The 19138-nt window shown below is 69.8% G+C and carries 19 protein-coding genes and 1 tRNA gene; 11 read left to right on the top strand and 9 right to left on the bottom strand.

Annotation, left to right across the window (positions count from 1 at the left end):
• Positions 1-57: 57 nt before the first annotated feature.
• Positions 58-1659, bottom strand: a complete 1602-nt coding sequence (locus tag IPZ69_RS23025) for a beta-N-acetylhexosaminidase (RefSeq protein WP_308407533.1) — start codon at positions 1657-1659, stop codon at positions 58-60.
• Between the two features lie 62 nt (positions 1660-1721).
• Here IPZ69_RS23025 and IPZ69_RS23030 point away from each other — a divergent pair, with 62 nt between their 5' ends.
• Positions 1722-2609, top strand: a complete 888-nt coding sequence (locus IPZ69_RS23030) for a DUF4429 domain-containing protein (protein WP_235456187.1) — start codon at positions 1722-1724, stop codon at positions 2607-2609.
• A 32-nt stretch (positions 2610-2641) separates the two neighbouring features.
• Here the strand turns inward: IPZ69_RS23030 and IPZ69_RS23035 are convergent, their stop codons facing one another.
• Positions 2642-4207 (bottom strand): purple acid phosphatase family protein, encoded by a 1566-nt coding sequence (locus IPZ69_RS23035; RefSeq protein WP_235456188.1) that lies wholly within the window; start codon positions 4205-4207, stop codon positions 2642-2644.
• A gap of 186 nt (positions 4208-4393) precedes the next feature.
• Here IPZ69_RS23035 and IPZ69_RS23040 point away from each other — a divergent pair, with 186 nt between their 5' ends.
• Both IPZ69_RS23040 and glmS read left to right on the top strand, forming a co-directional pair.
• Positions 4394-4651 carry a hypothetical protein gene (locus IPZ69_RS23040; protein WP_235456190.1) on the top strand — a complete coding sequence of 86 codons (258 nt, stop codon included), beginning with the start codon at positions 4394-4396 and terminating at the stop codon, positions 4649-4651.
• 26 nt (positions 4652-4677) lie between these two features.
• A complete protein-coding gene (gene glmS / locus IPZ69_RS23045) occupies positions 4678-6495 on the top strand; it encodes a glutamine--fructose-6-phosphate transaminase (isomerizing) (protein WP_235456191.1) in 1818 nt (605 codons plus the stop codon).
• 178 nt (positions 6496-6673) lie between these two features.
• Here glmS and IPZ69_RS23050 read toward each other — a convergent pair whose 3' ends face one another.
• On the bottom strand, positions 6674-7237 hold the full coding sequence (locus IPZ69_RS23050) for a GPR1/FUN34/YaaH family transporter (RefSeq protein WP_235456192.1): 564 nt from the start codon (positions 7235-7237) through the stop codon (positions 6674-6676).
• A 127-nt stretch (positions 7238-7364) separates the two neighbouring features.
• Positions 7365-7892: a universal stress protein gene (locus IPZ69_RS23055; RefSeq protein WP_235456193.1), complete on the bottom strand. Its 528-nt coding sequence runs from the start codon at positions 7890-7892 to the stop codon at positions 7365-7367.
• 334 nt (positions 7893-8226) lie between these two features.
• Here IPZ69_RS23055 and IPZ69_RS23060 point away from each other — a divergent pair, with 334 nt between their 5' ends.
• From IPZ69_RS23060 to IPZ69_RS23075, 4 genes are all read left to right on the top strand, one after another.
• Entirely contained in the window at positions 8227-8484 is a 258-nt protein-coding gene (locus IPZ69_RS23060; protein WP_235456194.1) for a hypothetical protein, read from the top strand.
• Positions 8485-8862: 378 nt separating this feature from the next.
• Positions 8863-10065 (top strand): helix-turn-helix domain-containing protein, encoded by a 1203-nt coding sequence (locus IPZ69_RS23065; protein WP_235456195.1) that lies wholly within the window; start codon positions 8863-8865, stop codon positions 10063-10065.
• A gap of 160 nt (positions 10066-10225) precedes the next feature.
• On the top strand, positions 10226-10834 hold the full coding sequence (orn, locus tag IPZ69_RS23070; RefSeq protein WP_235456196.1) for an oligoribonuclease: 609 nt from the start codon (positions 10226-10228) through the stop codon (positions 10832-10834).
• 110 nt (positions 10835-10944) lie between these two features.
• Positions 10945-11017: transfer RNA gene (locus tag IPZ69_RS23075), tRNA-His, on the top strand.
• Between the two features lie 135 nt (positions 11018-11152).
• Here the strand turns inward: IPZ69_RS23075 and IPZ69_RS23080 are convergent.
• Complete coding sequence (locus IPZ69_RS23080; RefSeq protein ID WP_235456197.1) at positions 11153-12208, bottom strand: LacI family DNA-binding transcriptional regulator; 1056 nt, start codon at positions 12206-12208, stop codon at positions 11153-11155.
• Between the two features lie 312 nt (positions 12209-12520).
• On the opposite strand from IPZ69_RS23080, the gene IPZ69_RS23085 reads away from it, so the two are divergent.
• From IPZ69_RS23085 to IPZ69_RS23095, 3 genes are read left to right on the top strand one after another with little or no spacing between them, the layout of a single operon-like run.
• On the top strand, positions 12521-13852 hold the full coding sequence (locus tag IPZ69_RS23085) for an ABC transporter substrate-binding protein (protein WP_235456199.1): 1332 nt from the start codon (positions 12521-12523) through the stop codon (positions 13850-13852).
• Positions 13849-14874 (top strand): carbohydrate ABC transporter permease, encoded by a 1026-nt coding sequence (locus IPZ69_RS23090; protein WP_235456201.1) that lies wholly within the window; start codon positions 13849-13851, stop codon positions 14872-14874. The genes IPZ69_RS23085 and IPZ69_RS23090 overlap by 4 nt, the downstream gene beginning before the upstream one ends.
• Positions 14871-15764, top strand: coding sequence for a carbohydrate ABC transporter permease (locus tag IPZ69_RS23095; RefSeq protein WP_235456202.1), 894 nt, complete (start codon positions 14871-14873; stop codon positions 15762-15764). Before IPZ69_RS23090 ends, IPZ69_RS23095 begins: the two co-directional genes overlap by 4 nt.
• Here the strand turns inward: IPZ69_RS23095 and IPZ69_RS23100 are convergent.
• The gene (locus IPZ69_RS23100) at positions 15754-15912 is read right to left on the bottom strand and encodes a hypothetical protein (protein WP_235456204.1); all 159 of its coding nucleotides are present in this window, start codon (positions 15910-15912) and stop codon (positions 15754-15756) included. The genes IPZ69_RS23095 and IPZ69_RS23100 overlap by 11 nt on opposite strands.
• A gap of 26 nt (positions 15913-15938) precedes the next feature.
• Between IPZ69_RS23100 and IPZ69_RS23105 the strand changes: the two genes are divergently transcribed.
• Positions 15939-17369 (top strand): GH1 family beta-glucosidase, encoded by a 1431-nt coding sequence (locus IPZ69_RS23105; RefSeq protein WP_235456205.1) that lies wholly within the window; start codon positions 15939-15941, stop codon positions 17367-17369.
• Positions 17370-17463: 94 nt separating this feature from the next.
• On the opposite strand, the gene IPZ69_RS47485 is transcribed toward IPZ69_RS23105, so the two are convergent.
• From IPZ69_RS47485 to IPZ69_RS23115, 3 genes are all read right to left on the bottom strand, one after another.
• Entirely contained in the window at positions 17464-17715 is a 252-nt protein-coding gene (locus IPZ69_RS47485) for a hypothetical protein (RefSeq protein ID WP_308407534.1), read from the bottom strand.
• Positions 17716-17750: 35 nt separating this feature from the next.
• On the bottom strand, positions 17751-18035 hold the full coding sequence (locus IPZ69_RS47490) for a hypothetical protein (protein ID WP_308407535.1): 285 nt from the start codon (positions 18033-18035) through the stop codon (positions 17751-17753).
• A gap of 211 nt (positions 18036-18246) precedes the next feature.
• Positions 18247-19138 (bottom strand): chitinase (locus IPZ69_RS23115; RefSeq protein WP_235456206.1); only part of this gene is annotated, 892 nt, incomplete at its 5' end.

Here is a 19138-nt window from a genome sequence, read left to right on the forward strand (position 1 = left end):
CCACGGACGGACGGGCACCCCGGAGTACGGTCCTCCGGGGTGCCCGTCAGCCTTCGGTCAACGCGTCGGCCAGGGAACCTGGGGCGACTTGTAGTAGGTCATGCCGAGCGCGTCCCACCGGGGACCCTGTGCGGCCAGCCGCACCCGGTAGGCGTTCCAGTCGTGCGTGGCCGCCGGCGACCAGCCGAGTTCGGCCACGCCCGGGAGCCGGGGGAAGGCCATGTACTCGATGTCGGCGGACCGGGTGATGGTCTCGGTCCACAGCGGGGCCTCCACGCCCCGGACGGCCGAGGCCGGAACGCCCGGCAGATAGGCGCCGGGGTCCCAGTCGTAGGACCGCTTCACCTCGACCAGTCCGGCCCAGTCCTGGCCCAGGGGCGTGTCGGCCGTGTACTTCATGTCGAGGTAGACGCGGTCGGCCGGGGACAGGACCAGCCCGGTGCCGTTGCGCGCGGCCTGGGCGACCTGGGCCTTCTCCTCGGCGCTCGTGTCGTCCAGGCCCCAGTACTGGGCGAGTGCCCCCTTGGCGGGGGTGGCGCCGGTCAGCTGGTGCCAGCCGATCACCGTCTTGCCGTACTTGGCGACGATCGGCTGCACCCGGTTCATGAACGTCACGTAGTCGGCATGGCTGGTGGAGTGCGCCTCGTCGCCGCCGATGTGGAGGTAGCGGCCGGGGGTGAGCTCGGCCAGCTCGCGTACGACGTCGTCCACGAAGTCGTACGTGACCTGCTTCGGCACGCACAGCGAGCTGAAGCCGACGTCGGTGCCGGTGTAGAGCGGGGGTGCGACCCCGTCGCAGTTCAGTTCGGCGTACGAGGCGAGGGCCGCGTTGGTGTGGCCGGGCATGTCGATCTCAGGGACGACCTCCAGGTAGCGGGAGGCGGCGTAGCGGACGATCTCCTGGTAGTCGGCCTTGGTGTAGTAGCCGCCCCGGCCGCCGCCGACCTGGGTGGAGCCGCCGTAGGTGGCCAGGCGCGGCCAGGAGTCGATCGCGATGCGCCAGCCCTGGTCGTCGCCGAGGTGCAGGTGCAGTTCGTTGATCTTGTAGAGGGCCAGCTGGTCGATGTACCGCTTGACCTGGTCCACGGTGAAGAAGTGCCGGGAGACGTCGAGCATCGCGCCCCGGTAGGGGAAGCGGGGGGCGTCCTGGACGGTGCCGCCCGTGACCGGCCAGGGGCCGGGCTGTACGGACTTCTTCTCCACGGCGGCGGGCAGCAGCTGGCGCAGGGTCTGCACGCCGTGGAAGAGACCGGCGGGTGCGCTCGCGGTGATGGTGACGCCGCCGCGGCCGCTGTCGAGCCGGTAGCCCTCGGCGCCGAACGTCGTGGCGGCGAGCCGGAGTTGGATGCCGCCGCTGCCCTTGTCGGTGACCGGCAGCGGGTAGCCGGTGGACGGCCGCAGGAGGCCGGCCAGGTACTCGCCGACGCGGCGGGCCTCGCCGGTGCCGCTGACGCGGATGGAGGTGTCGCGGGTGATGCGGTAGGGGGATCCGCCCGGGGTGACCGACGCGGGTGCCGGTACCACCCGGTCGAGCGGGGTCGCGGTCGCCTTGGCGGGTGCCGTCGTGGCGCCGACGGTGAAGACGCCCGCGGCCGCCAGGAGGAGCAGGGACCCGAGGATGCGTGCCGTACGGGGAGTCGTGCTGTGGTGCCGTCTCACATGCGCTCCCTTCAGGATTGGTAGAGACCACTCTCCCGCAGATCCGGTGAAACAATCCCCCCATGGCGGAAATCATCCAGAAGGACGGCACGTGGGCGTTCGACGCCGACGCCCTGCGACTGACCCCCGGACGGGACAAGAACGTCAGCCTCCTCCGCAAGACGCTGGGTGAACTGGTCGTCCCGCTGGGCGCTTTGGCCGGGATCTCGTTCGAGCAGGGCAAGAGGTCGGGGCGGCTTCGACTGCGGCTGCGCGACGGCGCCGACCCGCTGCTGCAGGCGACCGGGGGCCGGCTCACCGAGCCACACGACCCCTACCAGCTGACCGTCGAGTCCGACCGCTACGGCGTCGCCGAGTACTTCGTGGACGAGGTCCGCAACGCCCTGCTGCTGGACGAGGTTCCGGCCGACCCGGTGCCCGGGTACCTGCTGCCCGGCCCGTCCGTCCCGCTGTCCGTCTCCGCCGGGGACGGCACGGCGGGCTTCGACGGCGAGCACGTGCGCCTGGAGTGGAACTGGAAGACGGAGGACGCCAAGGCCGCCGCCGGGGCCCGCTCGCTGGACGTCACGGAGATCACGGGCGTGGAGTGGCAGCCGGCCGCCGGGCTGGAGAACGGCCACCTGCGCTTCACGGTGCGCGGCGCGCCCAGCAAGGCGCCGCCGAAGTACGACCCCAACGCGGTCGAGCTGTGGGGCTTCAAGAAGGACCCGCTGATGGCGCTGGTGGCGGCGGCCGTGCAGGCGCGGCTGCCGCATCCGTCGGGCGCCGCCGTGGCCGACGTACGACCCGAGCTGCCCGAGCTCCCGGCGCAGCGGTCCGCGCCCCCGGCCGAGGACGACCACGACGCGCTGCTGCGGCGGCTGCGGGAGCTGGGCGAGCTGCACCGCACGGGCGTGCTGACCGACGAGGAGTTCACGCTGGCCAAGCAGGCGGTCCTCAAGCGGATGTGAGGACCGCCGGCCCGGCGTGGGCGCCGCCGGGGCTACTTCGCCCGGCGGGCCACCGTGAAGTGGTCGATGCGGTCGCCGCTCTCGGCGATGCCCTGGACCTTCAGGGTGGTGTAGTGGCCCTTCGGCGCGGGGGTGACGTCCACGCGCAGGAAGGAGTAGTTCAGGTAGCGGACGCGGGACCAGGTGACGGTCTCGTTCTGCTTGCCGTCCTTGAGGTTGATGAACGAGGCGACGGAGTCGACCTCGTGCTCGTGGCCCTCGTAGGAGTCCGGGGCGCTGAAGGCGTACAGGCTGCGGCCGGCCGCGCCCGCCGTGACGTACACCACGCCCTCGGTCTCCGAGTACGCCGTGCCGCCGATCGGCAGCTTCTTGGTGACCTCGTTGCCCTTGATGACGTCGGTGCGCTCGTACTGGTGGTTGTGGCCGTTGATGACCAGGTCCACCTGGTACTTGTCGAACAGCGGCACCCACTCCTGGCGCACGCCCCCCTCCGAGGCGTGTGCGGTGGAGGTGCAGTAGGCGCAGTGGTGGAAGAAGACGATGACGAAGTCGATGTCCTTCGAGGCGCGGAACTTCTTGAGCTGCCCCTCGAACCATGTCGTCTGGGTTCCGCCGGAGATGCCCAGGTTTGCCGGGATCTCGAAGGAGACGTCGTTGGGGTCCAGCGAGATGACCGCCGTGTTGCCGTAGACGAAGGAGTAGACGCCCGGCAGGTTCTTCGGGTCCGGACCGTTGTCCGGGAGCGTCCAGCGGGCCTCCTCGCCGCCGTAGCCGTTGGGCGAGTACCAGGCCTCCATGTCGTGGTTGCCGTAGCTGACCATCCACGGGATCTGCTTGGCGACCGACTCGGTCTGGTACAGGAACTGGTCCCAGGTGCGCGAGTCGAAGCCGGTGTCGGTGGTCTTGCCCTGGCCGGCCGGGTCGCCGTAGGCGATGTCACCGGCGTGCAGGTGGAAGGCCGGGTTCTGGCCGAGGATCAGGCTGTCGTTGGCCAGGGCGTGGTAGCTGACACCCTGGTCGCCGAAGGCCGTGAAGGTGAACGGCGCCTTGTGGGCGGGGGCGGTGGTGAAGGTGCCCACCGTGCCGGCGAGGTGCGGCTGAGCCGGGTCGAAGCCCTGGTGGCCGACGCCGTAGTAGTAGGTCTTACCGGGGCGCAGGTGCGTGAGCTGGGCGTGCAGGTAGTACTGCGTGTGGTCGCCGCTCGCGCCGACGCCGGCCGGGGTGTAGAGGGTGCGGACCTCGGCCTCGATCTTGCGGGACAGGTCCCAGGGGTGGGCGCCGATGCGGATGAAGGGCTTCTTGACGGCGACCGGGACCTGCCACGAGACCGTCATCTCGGTGCGCGGGTCGTTGCCGTAGGCGAGGTGGCGGCCGAAGGGGGCGACCAGGGCGCCGTCGACGCTCTCGGTGGCCGGGGCGGTGGCCTGGGTCGGGACGGCGGCCTGGGCAGTGCCGCCCTGCACGAACGCGCCACCCGTGACGGCGCCCAGCGTGACGGCGCCACCCCTGATCATCGTGCGCCGCGAGAATCTGGCGCGCAGGTACTCATGCTGCTCGGCCATGCTCATGCGCGCGGCCAGCTTCTCGGGTACTCCCATGCGAGGAATGTCCATGGCGTCTGAAACTCGTGGCTCAGGGCGACGAGACGCAAGACACAGGATGGACAGATCACGAACAGGGGTCCATGAGGGATTCAATGTTCGACCAAAGCTTTTCCAGAAGCCCGTGCCCGGAATCGGGCAGGATTCTTGCGAATATCGCGCCGGTACCTCAGGATCTACCGGGTGCACGATGAACTGGTTGATCACCTCACGCGATCCACGCCCCTCAACCGGGGCGAGGCGCTGCGTGTCATCCAGGACGTGCTCGCGTTCTTCGACGAGACGACCGAGGACTACGTCCGTCGCCGCCACCGCGAGCTCCAGGCCCAGGGCCTGGTGAACGCGACGATCTTCGACAGGATCGAGGCGGACCTGAAATACCGCGCGGTGGCGCCGCCGGAGCTGACGCTCAGGCAGCTGCGCCGCATGGTCTACGGCTGAGACGCCAGGCTGAGAGATACCTATACATGTGCGGAATTGTCGGATACATCGGGAAGCGTGACGTCGCGCCGCTGCTCCTGGAAGGCCTGCAGCGCCTGGAGTACCGCGGATACGACTCCGCGGGCATCGTCGTCACCTCCCCGAAGACGGCCGGCCTGAAGATGGTCAAGGCCAAGGGCCGGGTGCGCGACCTGGAGGCCAAGGTCCCGGCGCGCTTCAAGGGCACCACCGGCATCGCCCACACCCGCTGGGCCACCCACGGCGCCCCGTCCGACGTGAACGCCCACCCGCACATGTCGGCCGACCAGAAGGTCGCCGTCGTGCACAACGGCATCATCGACAACGCCTCCGACCTCCGCCGCAAACTGGAGGCGGACGGCGTCGAGTTCCTCTCGGAGACCGACACCGAGGTCCTCACCCACCTGATCGCCCGCTCCCAGGCTCAGACGCTGGAGGAGAAGGTCCGCCAGGCGCTCCGGCTCGTCGAGGGCACCTACGGCATCGCCGTGATGCACGCCGACTTCTCCGACCGCATCGTGGTGGCGCGAAACGGCTCCCCGGTCGTCCTCGGCATCGGCGAGAAGGAGATGTTCGTCGCCTCGGACATCGCCGCGCTGGTCACCCACACCCGCCAGATAGTCACCCTCGACGACGGCGAGATGGCCACCCTCAAGGCCGACGACTTCCGCACGTACACCACCGAGGGCACCCGGACGACGGCCGAGCCGACCACCGTGGAGTGGGAGGCGGCGTCGTATGACATGGGCGGCCACGACACGTACATGCACAAGGAGATCCACGAGCAGGCCGACGCCGTGGACCGCGTGCTGCGCGGCCGCATCGACGACCGCTTCTCCACCGTGCACCTCGGCGGCCTGAACCTGGACGCCCGCGAGGCGCGCAAGATCCGCCGCGTGAAGATCCTCGGCTGCGGCACCTCGTACCACGCGGGCATGATCGGCGCCCAGATGATCGAGGAGCTGGCCCGCATCCCCGCCGACGCCGAGCCGGCCTCCGAGTTCCGCTACCGCAACGCGGTCGTGGACCCCGACACGCTGTACGTCGCGGTCTCCCAGTCCGGTGAGACGTACGACGTGCTGGCCGCCGTGCAGGAGCTGAAGCGCAAGGGCGCGCGGGTCCTCGGCGTGGTCAACGTGGTCGGTTCCGCGATCGCCCGCGAGGCGGACGGCGGCATCTACGTGCACGCCGGGCCCGAGGTGTGCGTGGTGTCCACCAAGTGCTTCACGAACACGACGGTCGCCTTCGCGCTGCTCGCCCTGCACCTCGGCCGCACCCGTGACCTCTCGGTGCGCGACGGCAAGCGGATCATCGAGGGCCTGCGCCGGCTGCCCGCGCAGATCACCGAGATCCTGGAGCAGGAGGACGAGGTCAAGAAGCTGGCCGAGCAGTACGCCGAGGCCCGCTCGATGCTCTTCATCGGCCGCGTCCGGGGCTACCCGGTGGCCCGTGAGGCCTCCCTCAAGCTCAAGGAGGTCTCCTACATCCACGCCGAGGCCTACCCGGCCTCCGAGCTCAAGCACGGCCCGCTGGCGCTGATCGAGCCCGCCCTGCCGACCGTGGCGATCGTCCCCGACGACGACCTGCTGGAGAAGAACCGCGCCGCCCTGGAGGAGATCAAGGCCCGCAGCGGCCAGATCCTCGCGGTGGCGCACCAGCCGCAGGAGAAGGCCGACCAGACGATCGTCGTCCCGAAGAACGAGGACGAGCTGGACCCGATCCTGATGGGCATCCCGCTCCAACTCCTCGCTTACCACACGGCCAAGGCCCTGGGCCGCGACATCGACAAGCCGCGCAACCTGGCCAAGTCGGTGACGGTGGAGTAGAAAATCCCCGCGACGGCGGCAGCGACAATTGAGCAACCCCTGCGGCGAGCGACCACGTCCGCGAAAGCGGCGCCGGTTTAGGCGCACAAAGGGGAACGGACCCCCGCGTGTGCCACCAGCCACGGGGGGTCCGCTCATATCCACCGGGGCTGCCCAACTCCCCGGCATCGCTGCCGTTTCAGCCGGTGGCCGTCACCCCCCGGCCGGCAGCGCGTCGCGGAAGGGCCGTGGGCCAGTGGGCGAGGGCCGCGGTGGCGCCGTACCAGGCGACCGCTCCGGCGGCGACGGCGCACCAGCCGCCGACCTTGGTCAGGCTGCCGCTGTCCGCGAAACGGGCGACGGCGAGCAGGAGCATGGACACGAACAGCAGTCCGTAGGTGCCCTGGACGAGCCTGTCGCCGCCGGCCACGGTCAACGACAGCGCCACGAGGGCGAACAGGAGCAGGAAGAGTCCGGCGGCGTTGTCCGACATCTGGTTCCCGGCCGAGACCGCCCAGGTGAACCAGAGGGCGCCGAGCGCCGAGAAGGCCGTACCGGTGGCCGAGTCGCGGTCACGGAGGGCCAGCAGGCCGGCGACGAACAGTGCGACGCCGCCGACGTAGTGGGCAAGGGATACGGCGTCTGCCGCCGTCACGCCGTCGATCACATCGGTGTTGCCGAGTCCGAACGCCAACAGGGTGATACCCAGGGCGAGTCGGCCGACGGTCGTGGTAGTGCTTCCCGCAGAGACGTCGTTGTCCACGGCGGGCTCCCTTCATGCATGTGCAGGTGCGCGGTGACCGATATATGCCCTTCACAAGGGCACAAACACATCTACGCGTGAGTAGATTTAACCGGTCCGCAAAGGGAGTTGACCGTGCGTGAGAGGGCTACGGGATGACCACCACGGGCCGCCGGGCCCGCTTGGCGAGCCGCCCCGCGACGGATCCGAAGATGCGCCCGACGATCCCGTGGGTGGACCCCACGACGATCGCGTCGGCCTCGTACTCCTTGCCCACCTCTTCGAGCTCGTGGCAGATGTCACCGCCGCGCTCGACGAGGATCCAGGGCACCTCCGCCAGATAGTCGGCGCAGGCGAGTTCCAGGCCCAGCACCTCGGTGCGGTGGTCCGGCACGTCGACGAAGACGGGTGGCTCGCACCCCGCCCACACCGTGGTCGGCAGCCGGTTGGCGACGTGGACGATGATCAGGCCCGAGCGGGAGCGATGCGCCATGCCGATCGCGTAGGCGAGGGCGCGCTCGCTGGACGTCGAGCCGTCGAAGCCGACGACGACGCCGTGCTTGAAGGCGGGATCGCAGGAGGGACGTGACTCTTCCGCCGCCAGGGGGTCGGCCGCCGTGTGGTCGGCGACCGGCCGCTTGCGGTCCGCGGGTTCGAAGAATTCGTGACCGGCCATGAGTGTCTCGGCGTTGTGATCCTCGTGGGTGGGACGGCAATGTGCGCGGAGCTGTGTCCGGGAAACATCTTCCCGACCCCATACCCCCAAGGGTACGGCGGCACGCCTCCTTCGCCCAGAGCCCTCACATTCCCCCGGATTCCGGGTCGCTCGAACCGGGGGACCCCATCGCGGGGTTCCAGGGAGCATGCACGAGGGGGCGCCCGTAACGCAATGGTTGCTGCCCCGTACAGGCGGTTTGCACGTGATTCAACAACGCGTGGGCCTGCCTGCGGTGACCGACCGATCGAACACGCGTTGATCCGGGGTGAGCCACCGCGACAGGGAGTACGTGATGTCCGGACCCCGACACACCACCGAGCGGCGTTCCGCGCCGGACACCGTCAGCGACGTGGTCCGCTGGGCGGCTTTCAGCTGCGTCCTCGTCCCGGTCGTCCTGCTCTGGTACGGCACCTCGCTGGCCGGCGCCGCGGGGACCGCGTTCGGCCTGGCCGCCGTCACGGGAGTGTGCCGGATTCTCCTGCGCCACTCCGAACGCTGCGCCACGCAAAGAGGCGGACGTCACACCAAGGGCAATACACCGGTCGACTGACCGGTTTCCGCGCACACGGACGCTTCTTTTCAGCCAACTTCTGGACAGTGTGCAAGAGGGCACCCAACCACCCCCCAACCCCCGTTCCACCTGCACGGAAAGGGTCCAGGCGGCCCTGCGCACCCTACGCGGTTTAGCCACCGCGACAAGGCGCACTTCCCCGCACGGCCCACGAGTGCAACGCTTCGTGATCGAATGCTTCACGCCAAGTTGTCATGTCGACTTTGTACCGAGTGTCGATCTGGTCATCGCGACAACGCGGGACCCAGTAGATTCGATCTTGACTGTCTTACGGCGGGGGACTCGTGCAGGACCAAGGGGAAACGTGCAGGAGCGACACAACCGAGGAGCCGCGACCACCGAGGGGGGCTTAGCAGGATGAGCCACGACTCCACTGCCGCGCCGGAAGCCGCGGCCCGGAAGCTTTCCGGGCGACGCCGCAAGGAGATCGTCGCGGTGCTGCTGTTCAGCGGCGGCCCCATCTTCGAGAGTTCCATACCACTCTCGGTGTTCGGCATCGATCGCCAGGACGCCGGGGTGCCGCGCTACCGCCTGCTGGTGGCGGCCGGCGAGGAAGGCCCACTGCGGACCACAGGGGGCATGGAACTCACCGCGCCGCATGGCCTGGAGGCGATCTCGCGGGCGGGCACCGTCGTGGTGCCGGCCTGGCGGTCGATCACCTCGCCACCGCCCGAGGACGCGCTCGACGCGCTGCGCCGGGCGCACGAGGAGGGGGCGCGCATCGTCGGACTGTGCACCGGCGCCTTCGTCCTCGCGGCGGCGGGCCTGCTGGACGGCCGGCCCGCGACCACGCACTGGATGTACGCACCGACGCTGGCCAAGCGCTACCCGTCGGTGCACGTCGATCCGAGAGAGCTGTTCGTCGACGACGGGGACGTCCTCACGTCGGCGGGTACGGCGGCCGGGATCGACCTGTGTCTGCACATCGTGCGGACGGACCACGGCAACGAGGCGGCCGGCGCGCTCGCCCGTCGCCTGGTGGTCCCGCCGCGCCGGTCCGGCGGCCAGGAGCGCTACCTCGATCGGTCTTTACCGGAGGAGATCGGCGCCGACCCGCTCGCCGAGGTCGTCGCCTGGGCGCTGGAGCATCTGCACGAGCAGTTCGACGTGGAGACGCTGGCGGCACGCGCCTACATGAGCCGGCGGACCTTCGACCGCCGCTTCCGCTCGCTCACCGGGAGCGCTCCCCTGCAGTGGCTGATCACCCAGCGGGTGCTGCAGGCGCAGCGACTGCTGGAGACGTCGGACTACTCGGTGGACGAGGTGGCGGGCCGGTGCGGATTCCGTTCGCCGGTGGCCCTGCGCGGCCACTTCCGCCGCCAGTTGGGCTCGTCCCCGGCGGCCTACCGCGCCGCCTACCGGGCGCGGCGGCCGCAGGCCGACCGGCACAGCGACCCGGAGTCCGCGGCGTCCATGGCCGGTGCGCCCGGACTGCCGCCGGGGCCGATGGGTCCACCGCCCGCCATGCTGCATCCGGAGAGCCCGGTGCCGATGCAGACACGACGTACGGCCACGCTGGGCCTCTCGCCGAGCCTGCCGGGGCCGCGCACCGCTAGCTGAGCGAAGAACGAAGAACACCGCAGAACACCGCAGAACACCGAAAAGGGGGTCCAGGGCTGAGCCCCGGACCCCCTTTTCTGTACCCGTCCGCGTGGGTCGGGAAATCGACCGCCGTCCGGGGGCTCCGCTCCGGGCGGCAGCGCGCCGTAAGGTTAGACACATGAACGATCGCATGGTGTGGATCGACTGCGAGATGACCGGTCTCTCGCTGTCCGACGACGCTCTCATCGAGGTGGCCGCGCTGGTCACCGACTCCGAGCTGAACGTGCTGGGCGAAGGGGTGGACATCGTCGTCCGTCCCCCGGACTCGGCACTGGAGACGATGCCGGAGGTGGTGCGTCGGATGCACACCGCGTCCGGACTGCTCGACGAACTGGCCGGCGGTACGACGCTGGCCGACGCCGAGGCGCAGGTCCTGGCGTATGTCCGGGAGTGGGTGAAGGAACCCGGCAAGGCCCCGCTGTGCGGCAACTCCGTGGGCACCGACCGCGGCTTCCTGCTGCGGGACATGCCGACCCTGGAGGACTACCTCCACTACCGGATCGTCGACGTCTCCAGCATCAAGGAGCTCGCCCGGCGCTGGTACCCGCGCGCCTACTTCAACAGCCCCGAGAAGAACGGCAACCACCGCGCCCTCGCCGACATCCGCGAGTCGATCGCGGAATTGAGGTACTACCGCGAGGCCATCTTCGTACCGGAGCCGGGCCCTGACTCGGACACCGCGAAGACGATCGCCGCCAAGCACGTCCTGCCTGCTCAGCAGGCGTGACGGCAGCCCGCGCGGGGCTCCGGGAAAAGCCGTGCGCGAGCACCCCTTCGGACCCTGTACACTTTTTCTCGGCCGGTCGGGGAAACCACGCAACCGAACCGCCGGTCGTGGTGGGTGTAGCTCAGCTGGTAGAGCACCTGGTTGTGGTCCAGGATGCCGCGGGTTCGAGTCCCGTCACTCACCCTGAGTAATCAGCCGGTGACCCAGTCGAAAGACAGGGTCACCGGCTGATTCGTTTTCCGGGCCTACGCCCCTGCCCATCCGGGTGCGCCTTCGGGGCTCGCGTCCGAGACCCGAAGCACCGAGGCGCGGCGACGCCTAGGACGACGTACGCGCCACCAGCTCCGCGGGCAGCACCAGGTGCCGTCGCTCCAGCCCCCGGGACGCGGCCGGGCGGCGGTCGGCGATCTCCGCCAGCAACAGGTCGATCATCGCGCGGCCCATCTCCTCTATGGGCTGGCGGACGCTGGTGAGCGGCGGGTCCATGTGGCGGGCGATGGCCGAGTCGTCGAACCCGACCAGGGCCACGTCGTCGGGGATGCGGCGGCCCGCCTCGCGCAGCACCTGGCGGGCGCCGGCCGCGGTGACGTCCGAGCCGGCGAAGACCGCGTCCAGGTCGGGGCGACGGGCCAGCAGCTCCGTCATCGCTCGCCGTCCGCCCTCCTCGGTGAAGTCACCGGACTCGATGAGGAGTTCGTCCACCTCGTGGCCCGCGTCGCGCAAGGCGTCGCGGTAGCCGGCGACGCGCCGCTGGGCGCCGTACACGTCGAGGCGCCCGGTGATGTGGGCGATCCTGCGGCGGCCGCGGGAGAGCAGGTGCTCGACCGCCGAGCGGCCGCCGCCGTAGTTGTCCGAGTCGACCGAGGTCAGCGTCTCCGCCGCCGAGCGGGGGCCGCTGATCACGGCCGGGATCTCCAGCTGGGCGAGCAGGTCGGGGAGCGGGTCGTCCGCGTGGACCGAGACCAGCAGGACGCCGTCCACCCGGTGCGCGGCCAGGTACTGGGCGAGCCGCTGCCGCTCCCGGTCGCTGCCCGCGAAGATCAGCAGCAACTGCATCTCGGTGTCGGAGAGTTCCGCGCCGACACCGCGCAGCATGTCCGAGAAGTACGGCTCCGCGAAGAAGCGGGTCTCCGGCTCGGGGACGACCAGGGCGATCGCGTCCGTGCGGTTGGCGGCCAGGGCGCGGGCCGCGGTGTTGGGCACGTAGCCGAGCTCGGCGACCGCCGCCTCGACGGCCGCGCGGGTCGCCTCGCTGACCCGGGGCGAGCCGTTGATCACCCGGGAGACCGTGCCGCGGCCGACGCCGGCCCGGGCGGCGACCTCTTCGAGGGTCGGCCGACCACCACCGCGCCCCCGCGTTCCGTGGCTTGCCATGGGCCCCGCCTCCCTCGACCGTTCATGTGGCTGGCCTGGAATCTAACAGTCGCACCGAGACGGTGATCGCCGCTCGGGCGCCCCACCCGGGTCGGCTAACGGGCCGATAACTGAACGCATCTCGCCGCGCTCACTCCCTTGACACCCCCGCGGGAAGCGGCGACTCTTCAACACATCACTTGTGGGAGCGCTCCCACAGTACCTGACACATACACATCCCGCACGTTCCCCGCCCGAGCCGCAGCGAGTACGAACGGGCCCAACCAGTGCAGTTGGCCGGGGGGTCGGCACGTCAGGCAACAGGAGGACGCAATGCGCACGAGCACCCGCCGGTCCCACAGGCTGGTGGCCTTCGCGGCCGTCGCCGCGCTGGCCACGGGACTGCTGGCCGGCTGCGCCAACGACTCGGACGACGGCTCGTCCAAGTCGGACGGCGGCGGCAACGGCAGTGGCAAGGGCAAGACCACGTTGACCATCGGGACCTTCGGCGTCTTCGGCTACAAGCAGGCCGGCCTCTACGACGAGTACATGAAGCTGCACCCGGACATCAACATCAAGGAGAACGTCACCACCCGTACAGACGTGTACTGGCCGAAGGTGCTCACCCGGCTGCAGGCCGGCTCCGGCACCGACGACATCCAGGCCATCGAGGTCGGCAACATCACCGAGGCCGTGCAGACGCAGGGCGGCAAGTTCGTCGACCTCGGCAAGGACGTCGACAAGTCCCAGTGGCTGGACTGGAAGAACGCCCAGGCCACCACGAAGGACGGCAAGCTGATCGGGCTCGGCACGGACGTCGGCCCGATGGCCATCTGCTACCGCAAGGACCTGTTCAAGAAGGCCGGCCTGGAGACGGACCGGACCAAGCTCGCCGCGCAGTGGAAGGGCGACTGGGCCAAGTACGTCGACCTGGGCAAGGAGTACATGAAGAAGGCGCCCAAGGGCACCAAGTTCGTGGACTCGGCCTCCTCCGTCTACAACGCGGCCCTCGGCGGCGGCAGCGAGCGGTACTACGACAAGGACGGCAACGTCATCTGGGACAAGTCCGACGGCGTGAAGAAGGCCTGGGACGTCGCGATGACCGTGGCGACCAGCGACATGTCGGCGAAGCTGAAGCAGTTCGACAAGCCCTGGGACCAGGGCTACGCCAACGGCACCTTCGCGTCGGTGGCCTGCCCGGCCTGGATGATCGGCTACATCGAGCAGAAGTCCGGTGATTCCGGCAAGGGCAACTGGGACGTGGCGGCGGCGCCGACCGCGGCCAACTGGGGCGGCTCCTTCCTCGGCGTGCCGACGGCGGGCAAGCACCAGAAGGAGGCCGTCGAACTGGCCAAGTGGCTGACCGCCCCCGAGCAGCAGGCCAAGGTCTTCGCCAAGCAGGCCAGCTTCCCGTCGACCCCGTCGGCGTACACGAGCCTGAAGCCGGCGGCGGACACCACGGCGTACTTCTCCGACGCGCCGATCACGCAGATCTTCGCCGACTCGGCCAAGACCATCCCGGTCCAGTACTTCGGCATCAAGGACCAGCCGATCAACACCGCGCTCACCGACGTGGGCATCCTCCAGGTCGAGCAGAAGGGCAAGAGCCCCTCGGACGGCTGGAACGCGGCCGGTAAGGAGATCAAGGACGTGCTCGGCCAGTGACCAACCCCAAGCAGGCTCTCGCGCAGCCCGCGTCGAGCCCTGACGCCGCGTCCGGCAAGCAGCCGGGCGCGGCCCCGGGCGCGGACGGTCGCGGTGCGCCGGCCGGCGCCGACTCCTGGCGCAGCCGGCTCTACCGCTGGGACATGAAGGCGTCGCCGTACGCGTTCATCGCCCCCTTCTTCCTGCTCTTCGGGGCCTTCTCACTGGTCCCGCTGCTGTACACGGCCTGGTACTCGCTGCACGACGTGCAGCTGTCCGCGCTGGACCACCAGACCTGGGCGGGCCTGGACAACTACAAGAACCTGTTGTCCTCGGACTTCTTCTGGAACGCCCTCGGCAACACCTTCACCATCGGCGTGATCTCGACCGTGCCGCAGCTGATGGCGGCGCTCGGGCTCGCGCACCTGCTCAACTACCGGCTGCGCGGCTCCACCGTGTGGCGGGTCGTGATGCTCACCCCGTACGCCACCTCGGTGGCGGCGGCGACTCTGGTGTTCACGCTGCTGTACTCCTGGGACGGCGGCATGATCAACTGGATCCTGCACTTCTTCGGCGTGGATCCGGTCAACTGGCGGGAATCCGACTGGGGTTCGCAGTTCGCGGTGTCCTCCATCGTGATCTGGCGGTGGACCGGCTACAACGCGCTGATCTACCTCGCGGCGATGCAGGCGATCCCGACCGACCTGTACGAGTCGGCGGCGATCGACGGCGCCAACCGCTGGCAGCAGTTCCGGCACGTGACGATCCCGCAGCTGCGGCCGACGATCCTGTTCACGGTGGTCGTCTCCACCATCGGCGCGACCCAGCTCTTCGGCGAGCCCCTGCTGTTCGGCGGGGTCAGCGGCTCGAAGGGCGGCTCGGAGCACCAGTACCAGACGCTCGGCCTGTACATGTACGACCAGGGCTGGATCATCGGCAACCTCGGCAAGGCGTCCGCGATCGCCTGGTCGATGTTCCTGATCCTGCTGGTCGTCGCCGCGGTCAATCTGCTGCTCAACCGACGGCTGAGGAAGTCCCAATGACCACCAGTGAACTGACCCTGCCCACGACGGCCGAGGCCGGGCCGAGGCGCCGCCGGATGCTGGGCGCGGGCAAGCAGCTGAACGCGGGCCCGGTCACCTATGTCGTGCTGACCGTCTTCGCGCTGGTCTCGCTGGCGCCCCTGGTGTGGACGGCGGTCGCGGCCTCGCGCACCGACCGGCGGCTGGCGCAGACCCCGCCGCCGCTGTGGTTCGGCGGGAACCTGTTCAGGAACCTCCAGTCCGCGTGGGACGAGGCCGGTCTCGGCACCGCGATGCTCAACTCCACCTTCGTCGCGGGCATGATCACGGTCAGTACGGTCCTGTTCTCGACGCTGGCCGGGTTCGCCTTCGCCAAGCTGCGGTTCCGGTTCTCGAACGTCCTGCTGCTGCTGACGATCGGCACGATGATGATCCCGCCGCAGCTGGCCGTCGTACCGCTGTATCTGTGGATGTCCGACCTCGGCTGGTCCAACCAGCTGCAGACGGTCATCCTGCCCAGCCTGGTGACCGCGTTCGGCACGTTCTTCATGCGGCAGTACCTGGTGCAGGCGCTGCCGACCGAGCTGATCGAGGCGGCCCGGGTGGATGGGGCGAGCAGTCTGCGGATCGTGTGGCACGTGGTGTTCCCGGCGGCGCGGCCGGCGATGGCCGTGCTCGGCCTGCTGACCTTCGTGTTCGCCTGGAACGACTTCCTGTGGCCGATCATCGCCCTGAACCAGCAGAACCCGACCGTGCAGGTCGCGCTGAACTCGCTCGGCACCGGCTATGTGCCGGACCAGGCGGTGATCATGGCGGGCGCGCTGCTGGGCACGCTGCCACTGCTCGTCGCCTTCCTCCTGTTCGGCAAGCAGATCGTGGGCGGGATCATGCAGGGCGCGGTCAAGGGCTGACCCGCGTCCCAGGCCTCCAGGGGGGCCGAACCACCGCCACCTCGGCCCCCTCTTCCTTCTCCTCTTCCTTCTCCTCCTTCCCCTCTTCCTTCTCCTCTTCCTTCTCCTCCTTCCTCTCCCCCCTCCCCATTCGCCCGTCGGTCTCCACGGCCGATCTCCCATGGGAGCGCTTCCATGTCTGAACCCGTTACCCCCGTGACCTTTCCTCCCGCCTTCCTCTGGGGCGCCGCGACCTCCGCGTACCAGATCGAGGGAGCGGTACGGGAGGACGGCCGTACCCCCTCGATCTGGGACACCTTCAGTCATACGCCGGGGAAGACGGCCGGTGGCGAGTCCGGTGACATCGCTGTCGACCACTACCACCGCTACCGCGAGGACGTGGCGCTGATGGCGGAGCTGGGCCTGACCGCGTACCGGTTCTCCGTCTCCTGGTCCCGGGTGCAGCCGACGGGGCGGGGCCCGGCGGTCCAGGTGGGCCTGGACTTCTACCGGCGGTTGGTCGACGAGTTGCTCGCGCACGGCATCCAGCCCGCGATCACCCTCTACCACTGGGACCTGCCGCAGGAGCTGGAGGACGCGGGCGGCTGGCCGGAGCGGGACACGGCGCTGCGCTTCGCCGAGTACGCGCGGATCGTGGGTGAGGCCCTCGGCGACCGGGTGGAGCAGTGGATCACGCTCAACGAGCCGTGGTGCAGCGCCTTTCTGGGGTACGGCTCGGGGGTGCACGCTCCGGGACGTACGGAGCCGGAGGCGTCGCTGCGGGCGGCCCATCACCTGAACCTGGCCCACGGGCTGGGTGCTTCGGCCCTGCGCTCGGTGATGCCGGCCCGCAACTCGGTCGCGGTGAGCCTCAACTCCTCGGTGGTGCGCACGGTGTCGCGGGACCCGGCGGACCTCGCGGCGGCACGGAAGATCGACGACCTGGCCAACGGGGTCTTCCACGGGCCGATGCTGCACGGCGCGTACCCGCGCACGCTGCTGTCGGCCACGTCGTCGGTGACGGACTGGTCGTACGTGCGCGACGGCGACCTCGCAGCGATCCACCAGCCGCTGGACGCGCTGGGCCTCAACTACTACACGCCGGCGCTGGTCTCGGCGGCCGGGTCGGTGGCCTCCGGCCCGCGCGTGGACGGACACGGGGCGAGCGACCACTCCCCCTGGCCGGGCGCGGACGACGTGGCCTTCCACCAGACGCCGGGCGAGCGGACCGAGATGGGCTGGACGATCGACCCGACGGGCCTGCACGAGCTGATCATGCGGTACAGCCGGGAGGCGCCGGGCGTGCCGCTGTACGTGACGGAGAACGGCGCGGCGTACGACGACAAGCCGGACCCGGACGGCCGCGTCCACGACCCCGAGCGCATCGCCTATCTGCACGGCCACCTCGCGGCGGTCCGCCGCGCCATCACCGACGGCGCGGACGTGCGCGGCTACTACCTGTGGTCCCTGATGGACAACTTCGAGTGGGCGTACGGCTACGGCAAGCGGTTCGGCGCGGTGTACGTGGACTACTCGACCCTGGAGCGCACCCCGAAGTCGAGCGCCCACTGGTACGCCCGAGCAGCCCGAACGGGCGCACTGCCGGAGGTGGGGGCGGGGATGTAGCGGGGGTTCTCGGGGGCCGGGGCGCGACACACCGCAGGGGAGGTGCCGCGCCCCGCCTGTCACCGGGACCGGTCGAGCCGCTTCTGACTGCCGCTCACGCCTCCGCGAACAACTCCTCGGCGCTGGCGACGGTCAAGGCACGGTCGAACCAGGTGCCCAGGGTCTCCAGGTCGGTGCAGCCGGCGACCCGGTCCCGGGCGGATTCGGGGACCTCGATGCCACGTCGGTCGAGGATGCGGAGGATGTCCTCGGCGCGGCCCTTGACCCGGCCCCTGGCCTCACCCTCGATGAGGGTCTCCTCGATGAGGGTGCCGCTGCCGGGGAAACGCGAGGTGTACGCGGCCATCAGTCGCCTCCACAGTGCACGGGCCGGGGTCCCGCTCAGGACGCGGTGGCCTTGTCCCGGCAGACGACCAGCAGGATCGGAGGCAGCTGGTACTTGGCGTACAGGTGCGCCAAGTAGTACGTCCGACTGCTCGGCTTGTCCGGGTCCGGTTTGCCCTGGGCCTCGACGGCGAGCAGGAAGCCGCCGTCCTCGGCCGCGTCGACCCGGAAGAGGGTGTCCACGCGGCGCGAGGGGATGCCTGCCTTGGGGAGAGCCCGCGCGAACAGCCCCGGATCCTCCCGGAAGATCTGGTGCATCGCCTCGTGCGCTGAACTGACCATGTGACGGAACGTAGGGGAACGGCGGTGTGGCGGCGGCTGCTTCAGGGTGGCTTCAGTCCTATGGGTGAATGTGCCGTTGGCCTATGCCAGGCCTCGCTGTCTCGGCCCGGACCAGGTACACAGACGCGCCAGGCGCCAACGCCCGCGTGCCCCGGCCGAAGGTGGGGGACGTTCGGCCGGGGCGCGGGCCCCGTTGGATCGGTGGTTCGGGTCAGCCGATCGTGGCGAAGGCCTTCGAGAAGGCGAACTTGTCCTGGGTTATCGAGCTGCACGTGGCGTCGGCGGTGGGCTTGGGGCCGCCGGTGCACTGCTTGTCGCGGGTGGCGGACCACATCGACAGCCAGGCGATGCCCTTGGACTTGGCGAAGTTCGCCAGCTGCGTCGCGTCGTCGACCTTGAAGACCTCGGTGGAGACGTCGTTGACGCCGATCATCGGGGTGACGGCGACCGTCTTCCAGGCCGCGCTGTCGGACAGCCCCAGCACGCTCTTGACCTGGGCCTGGGTGGCGGTGGCGGCCTGCTCGGCGTACGTGCCCATGTCGCCGCTGTACGAGGCGCCGTAGTCCATCGCCATGATGTTGACCGTGTTGATCTTCACGCCGTTGGACTTGGCATTGGAGAGCAGGTTCACGCCGTCCTGGGTCAGACCCTCGGGCATGACGGGGAGGGTGAAAGAGACGTCCAGGTTCGGGTGCTGCGCCTGGAGCTTGGCGATGGCCTGGGCGCGGCGGGTGTTGGCCGCCGTGTTGGGCAGCGCCCCGCCCTCCACGTCGAAGTCGACCTTCGTGAGCTTGAAGGCGTCCACGGCCTTGCCGTACGCCGCCGCCAGCGCGTCCGCCGAGGAGCAGGTCGTGGCCAGTTCGGAGCCGGAGGCGCCGCCGAAGGAGACCCGGACGTCGCCGCCCTTGGCACGCAGGGAGCCGATCTGGGCCGCCACGCCGTCGCTGCCCAGGTCGGTCACGCCGCCCCACTTGGGCGTGCAGCCGCCGCCGTCCGTGACGAAGGCCAGGTTGTAGTTCTTCACGCCGGTCGCGTCCGCGGCGGCGAGGAGGTCGAAGGCCGGGTAGAGGGACGTGTCGACGTACGGGGCGAAGCCGGCGGAG

The sequence above is a fragment of the Streptomyces olivochromogenes genome, from assembly GCF_021538895.1.
Lineage (GTDB): Bacteria > Actinomycetota > Actinomycetes > Streptomycetales > Streptomycetaceae > Streptomyces > Streptomyces olivochromogenes_A.

What these genes read in the sequence shown, in the direction of transcription:
- IPZ69_RS23030 (WP_235456187.1), top strand. Translation starts at nt 1,722, where the DNA reads ATGGCGGAAATCATCCAGAAGGACGGCACGTGGGCGTTCGACGCCGAC.
- IPZ69_RS23035 (WP_235456188.1), bottom strand. Translation starts at nt 4,207, where the DNA reads ATGGGAGTACCCGAGAAGCTGGCCGCGCGCATGAGCATGGCCGAGCAG.
- glmS (WP_235456191.1), top strand. Translation starts at nt 4,678, where the DNA reads ATGTGCGGAATTGTCGGATACATCGGGAAGCGTGACGTCGCGCCGCTG.
- IPZ69_RS23055 (WP_235456193.1), bottom strand. Translation starts at nt 7,892, where the DNA reads ATGGCCGGTCACGAATTCTTCGAACCCGCGGACCGCAAGCGGCCGGTC.
- IPZ69_RS23060 (WP_235456194.1), top strand. Translation starts at nt 8,227, where the DNA reads ATGTCCGGACCCCGACACACCACCGAGCGGCGTTCCGCGCCGGACACC.
- IPZ69_RS23065 (WP_235456195.1), top strand. Translation starts at nt 8,863, where the DNA reads ATGAGCCACGACTCCACTGCCGCGCCGGAAGCCGCGGCCCGGAAGCTT.
- orn (WP_235456196.1), top strand. Translation starts at nt 10,226, where the DNA reads ATGAACGATCGCATGGTGTGGATCGACTGCGAGATGACCGGTCTCTCG.
- IPZ69_RS23080 (WP_235456197.1), bottom strand. Translation starts at nt 12,208, where the DNA reads ATGGCAAGCCACGGAACGCGGGGGCGCGGTGGTGGTCGGCCGACCCTC.
- IPZ69_RS23085 (WP_235456199.1), top strand. Translation starts at nt 12,521, where the DNA reads ATGCGCACGAGCACCCGCCGGTCCCACAGGCTGGTGGCCTTCGCGGCC.
- IPZ69_RS23095 (WP_235456202.1), top strand. Translation starts at nt 14,871, where the DNA reads ATGACCACCAGTGAACTGACCCTGCCCACGACGGCCGAGGCCGGGCCG.
- IPZ69_RS23105 (WP_235456205.1), top strand. Translation starts at nt 15,939, where the DNA reads ATGTCTGAACCCGTTACCCCCGTGACCTTTCCTCCCGCCTTCCTCTGG.
- IPZ69_RS47485 (WP_308407534.1), bottom strand. Translation starts at nt 17,715, where the DNA reads ATGGCCGCGTACACCTCGCGTTTCCCCGGCAGCGGCACCCTCATCGAG.
- IPZ69_RS47490 (WP_308407535.1), bottom strand. Translation starts at nt 18,035, where the DNA reads ATGGTCAGTTCAGCGCACGAGGCGATGCACCAGATCTTCCGGGAGGAT.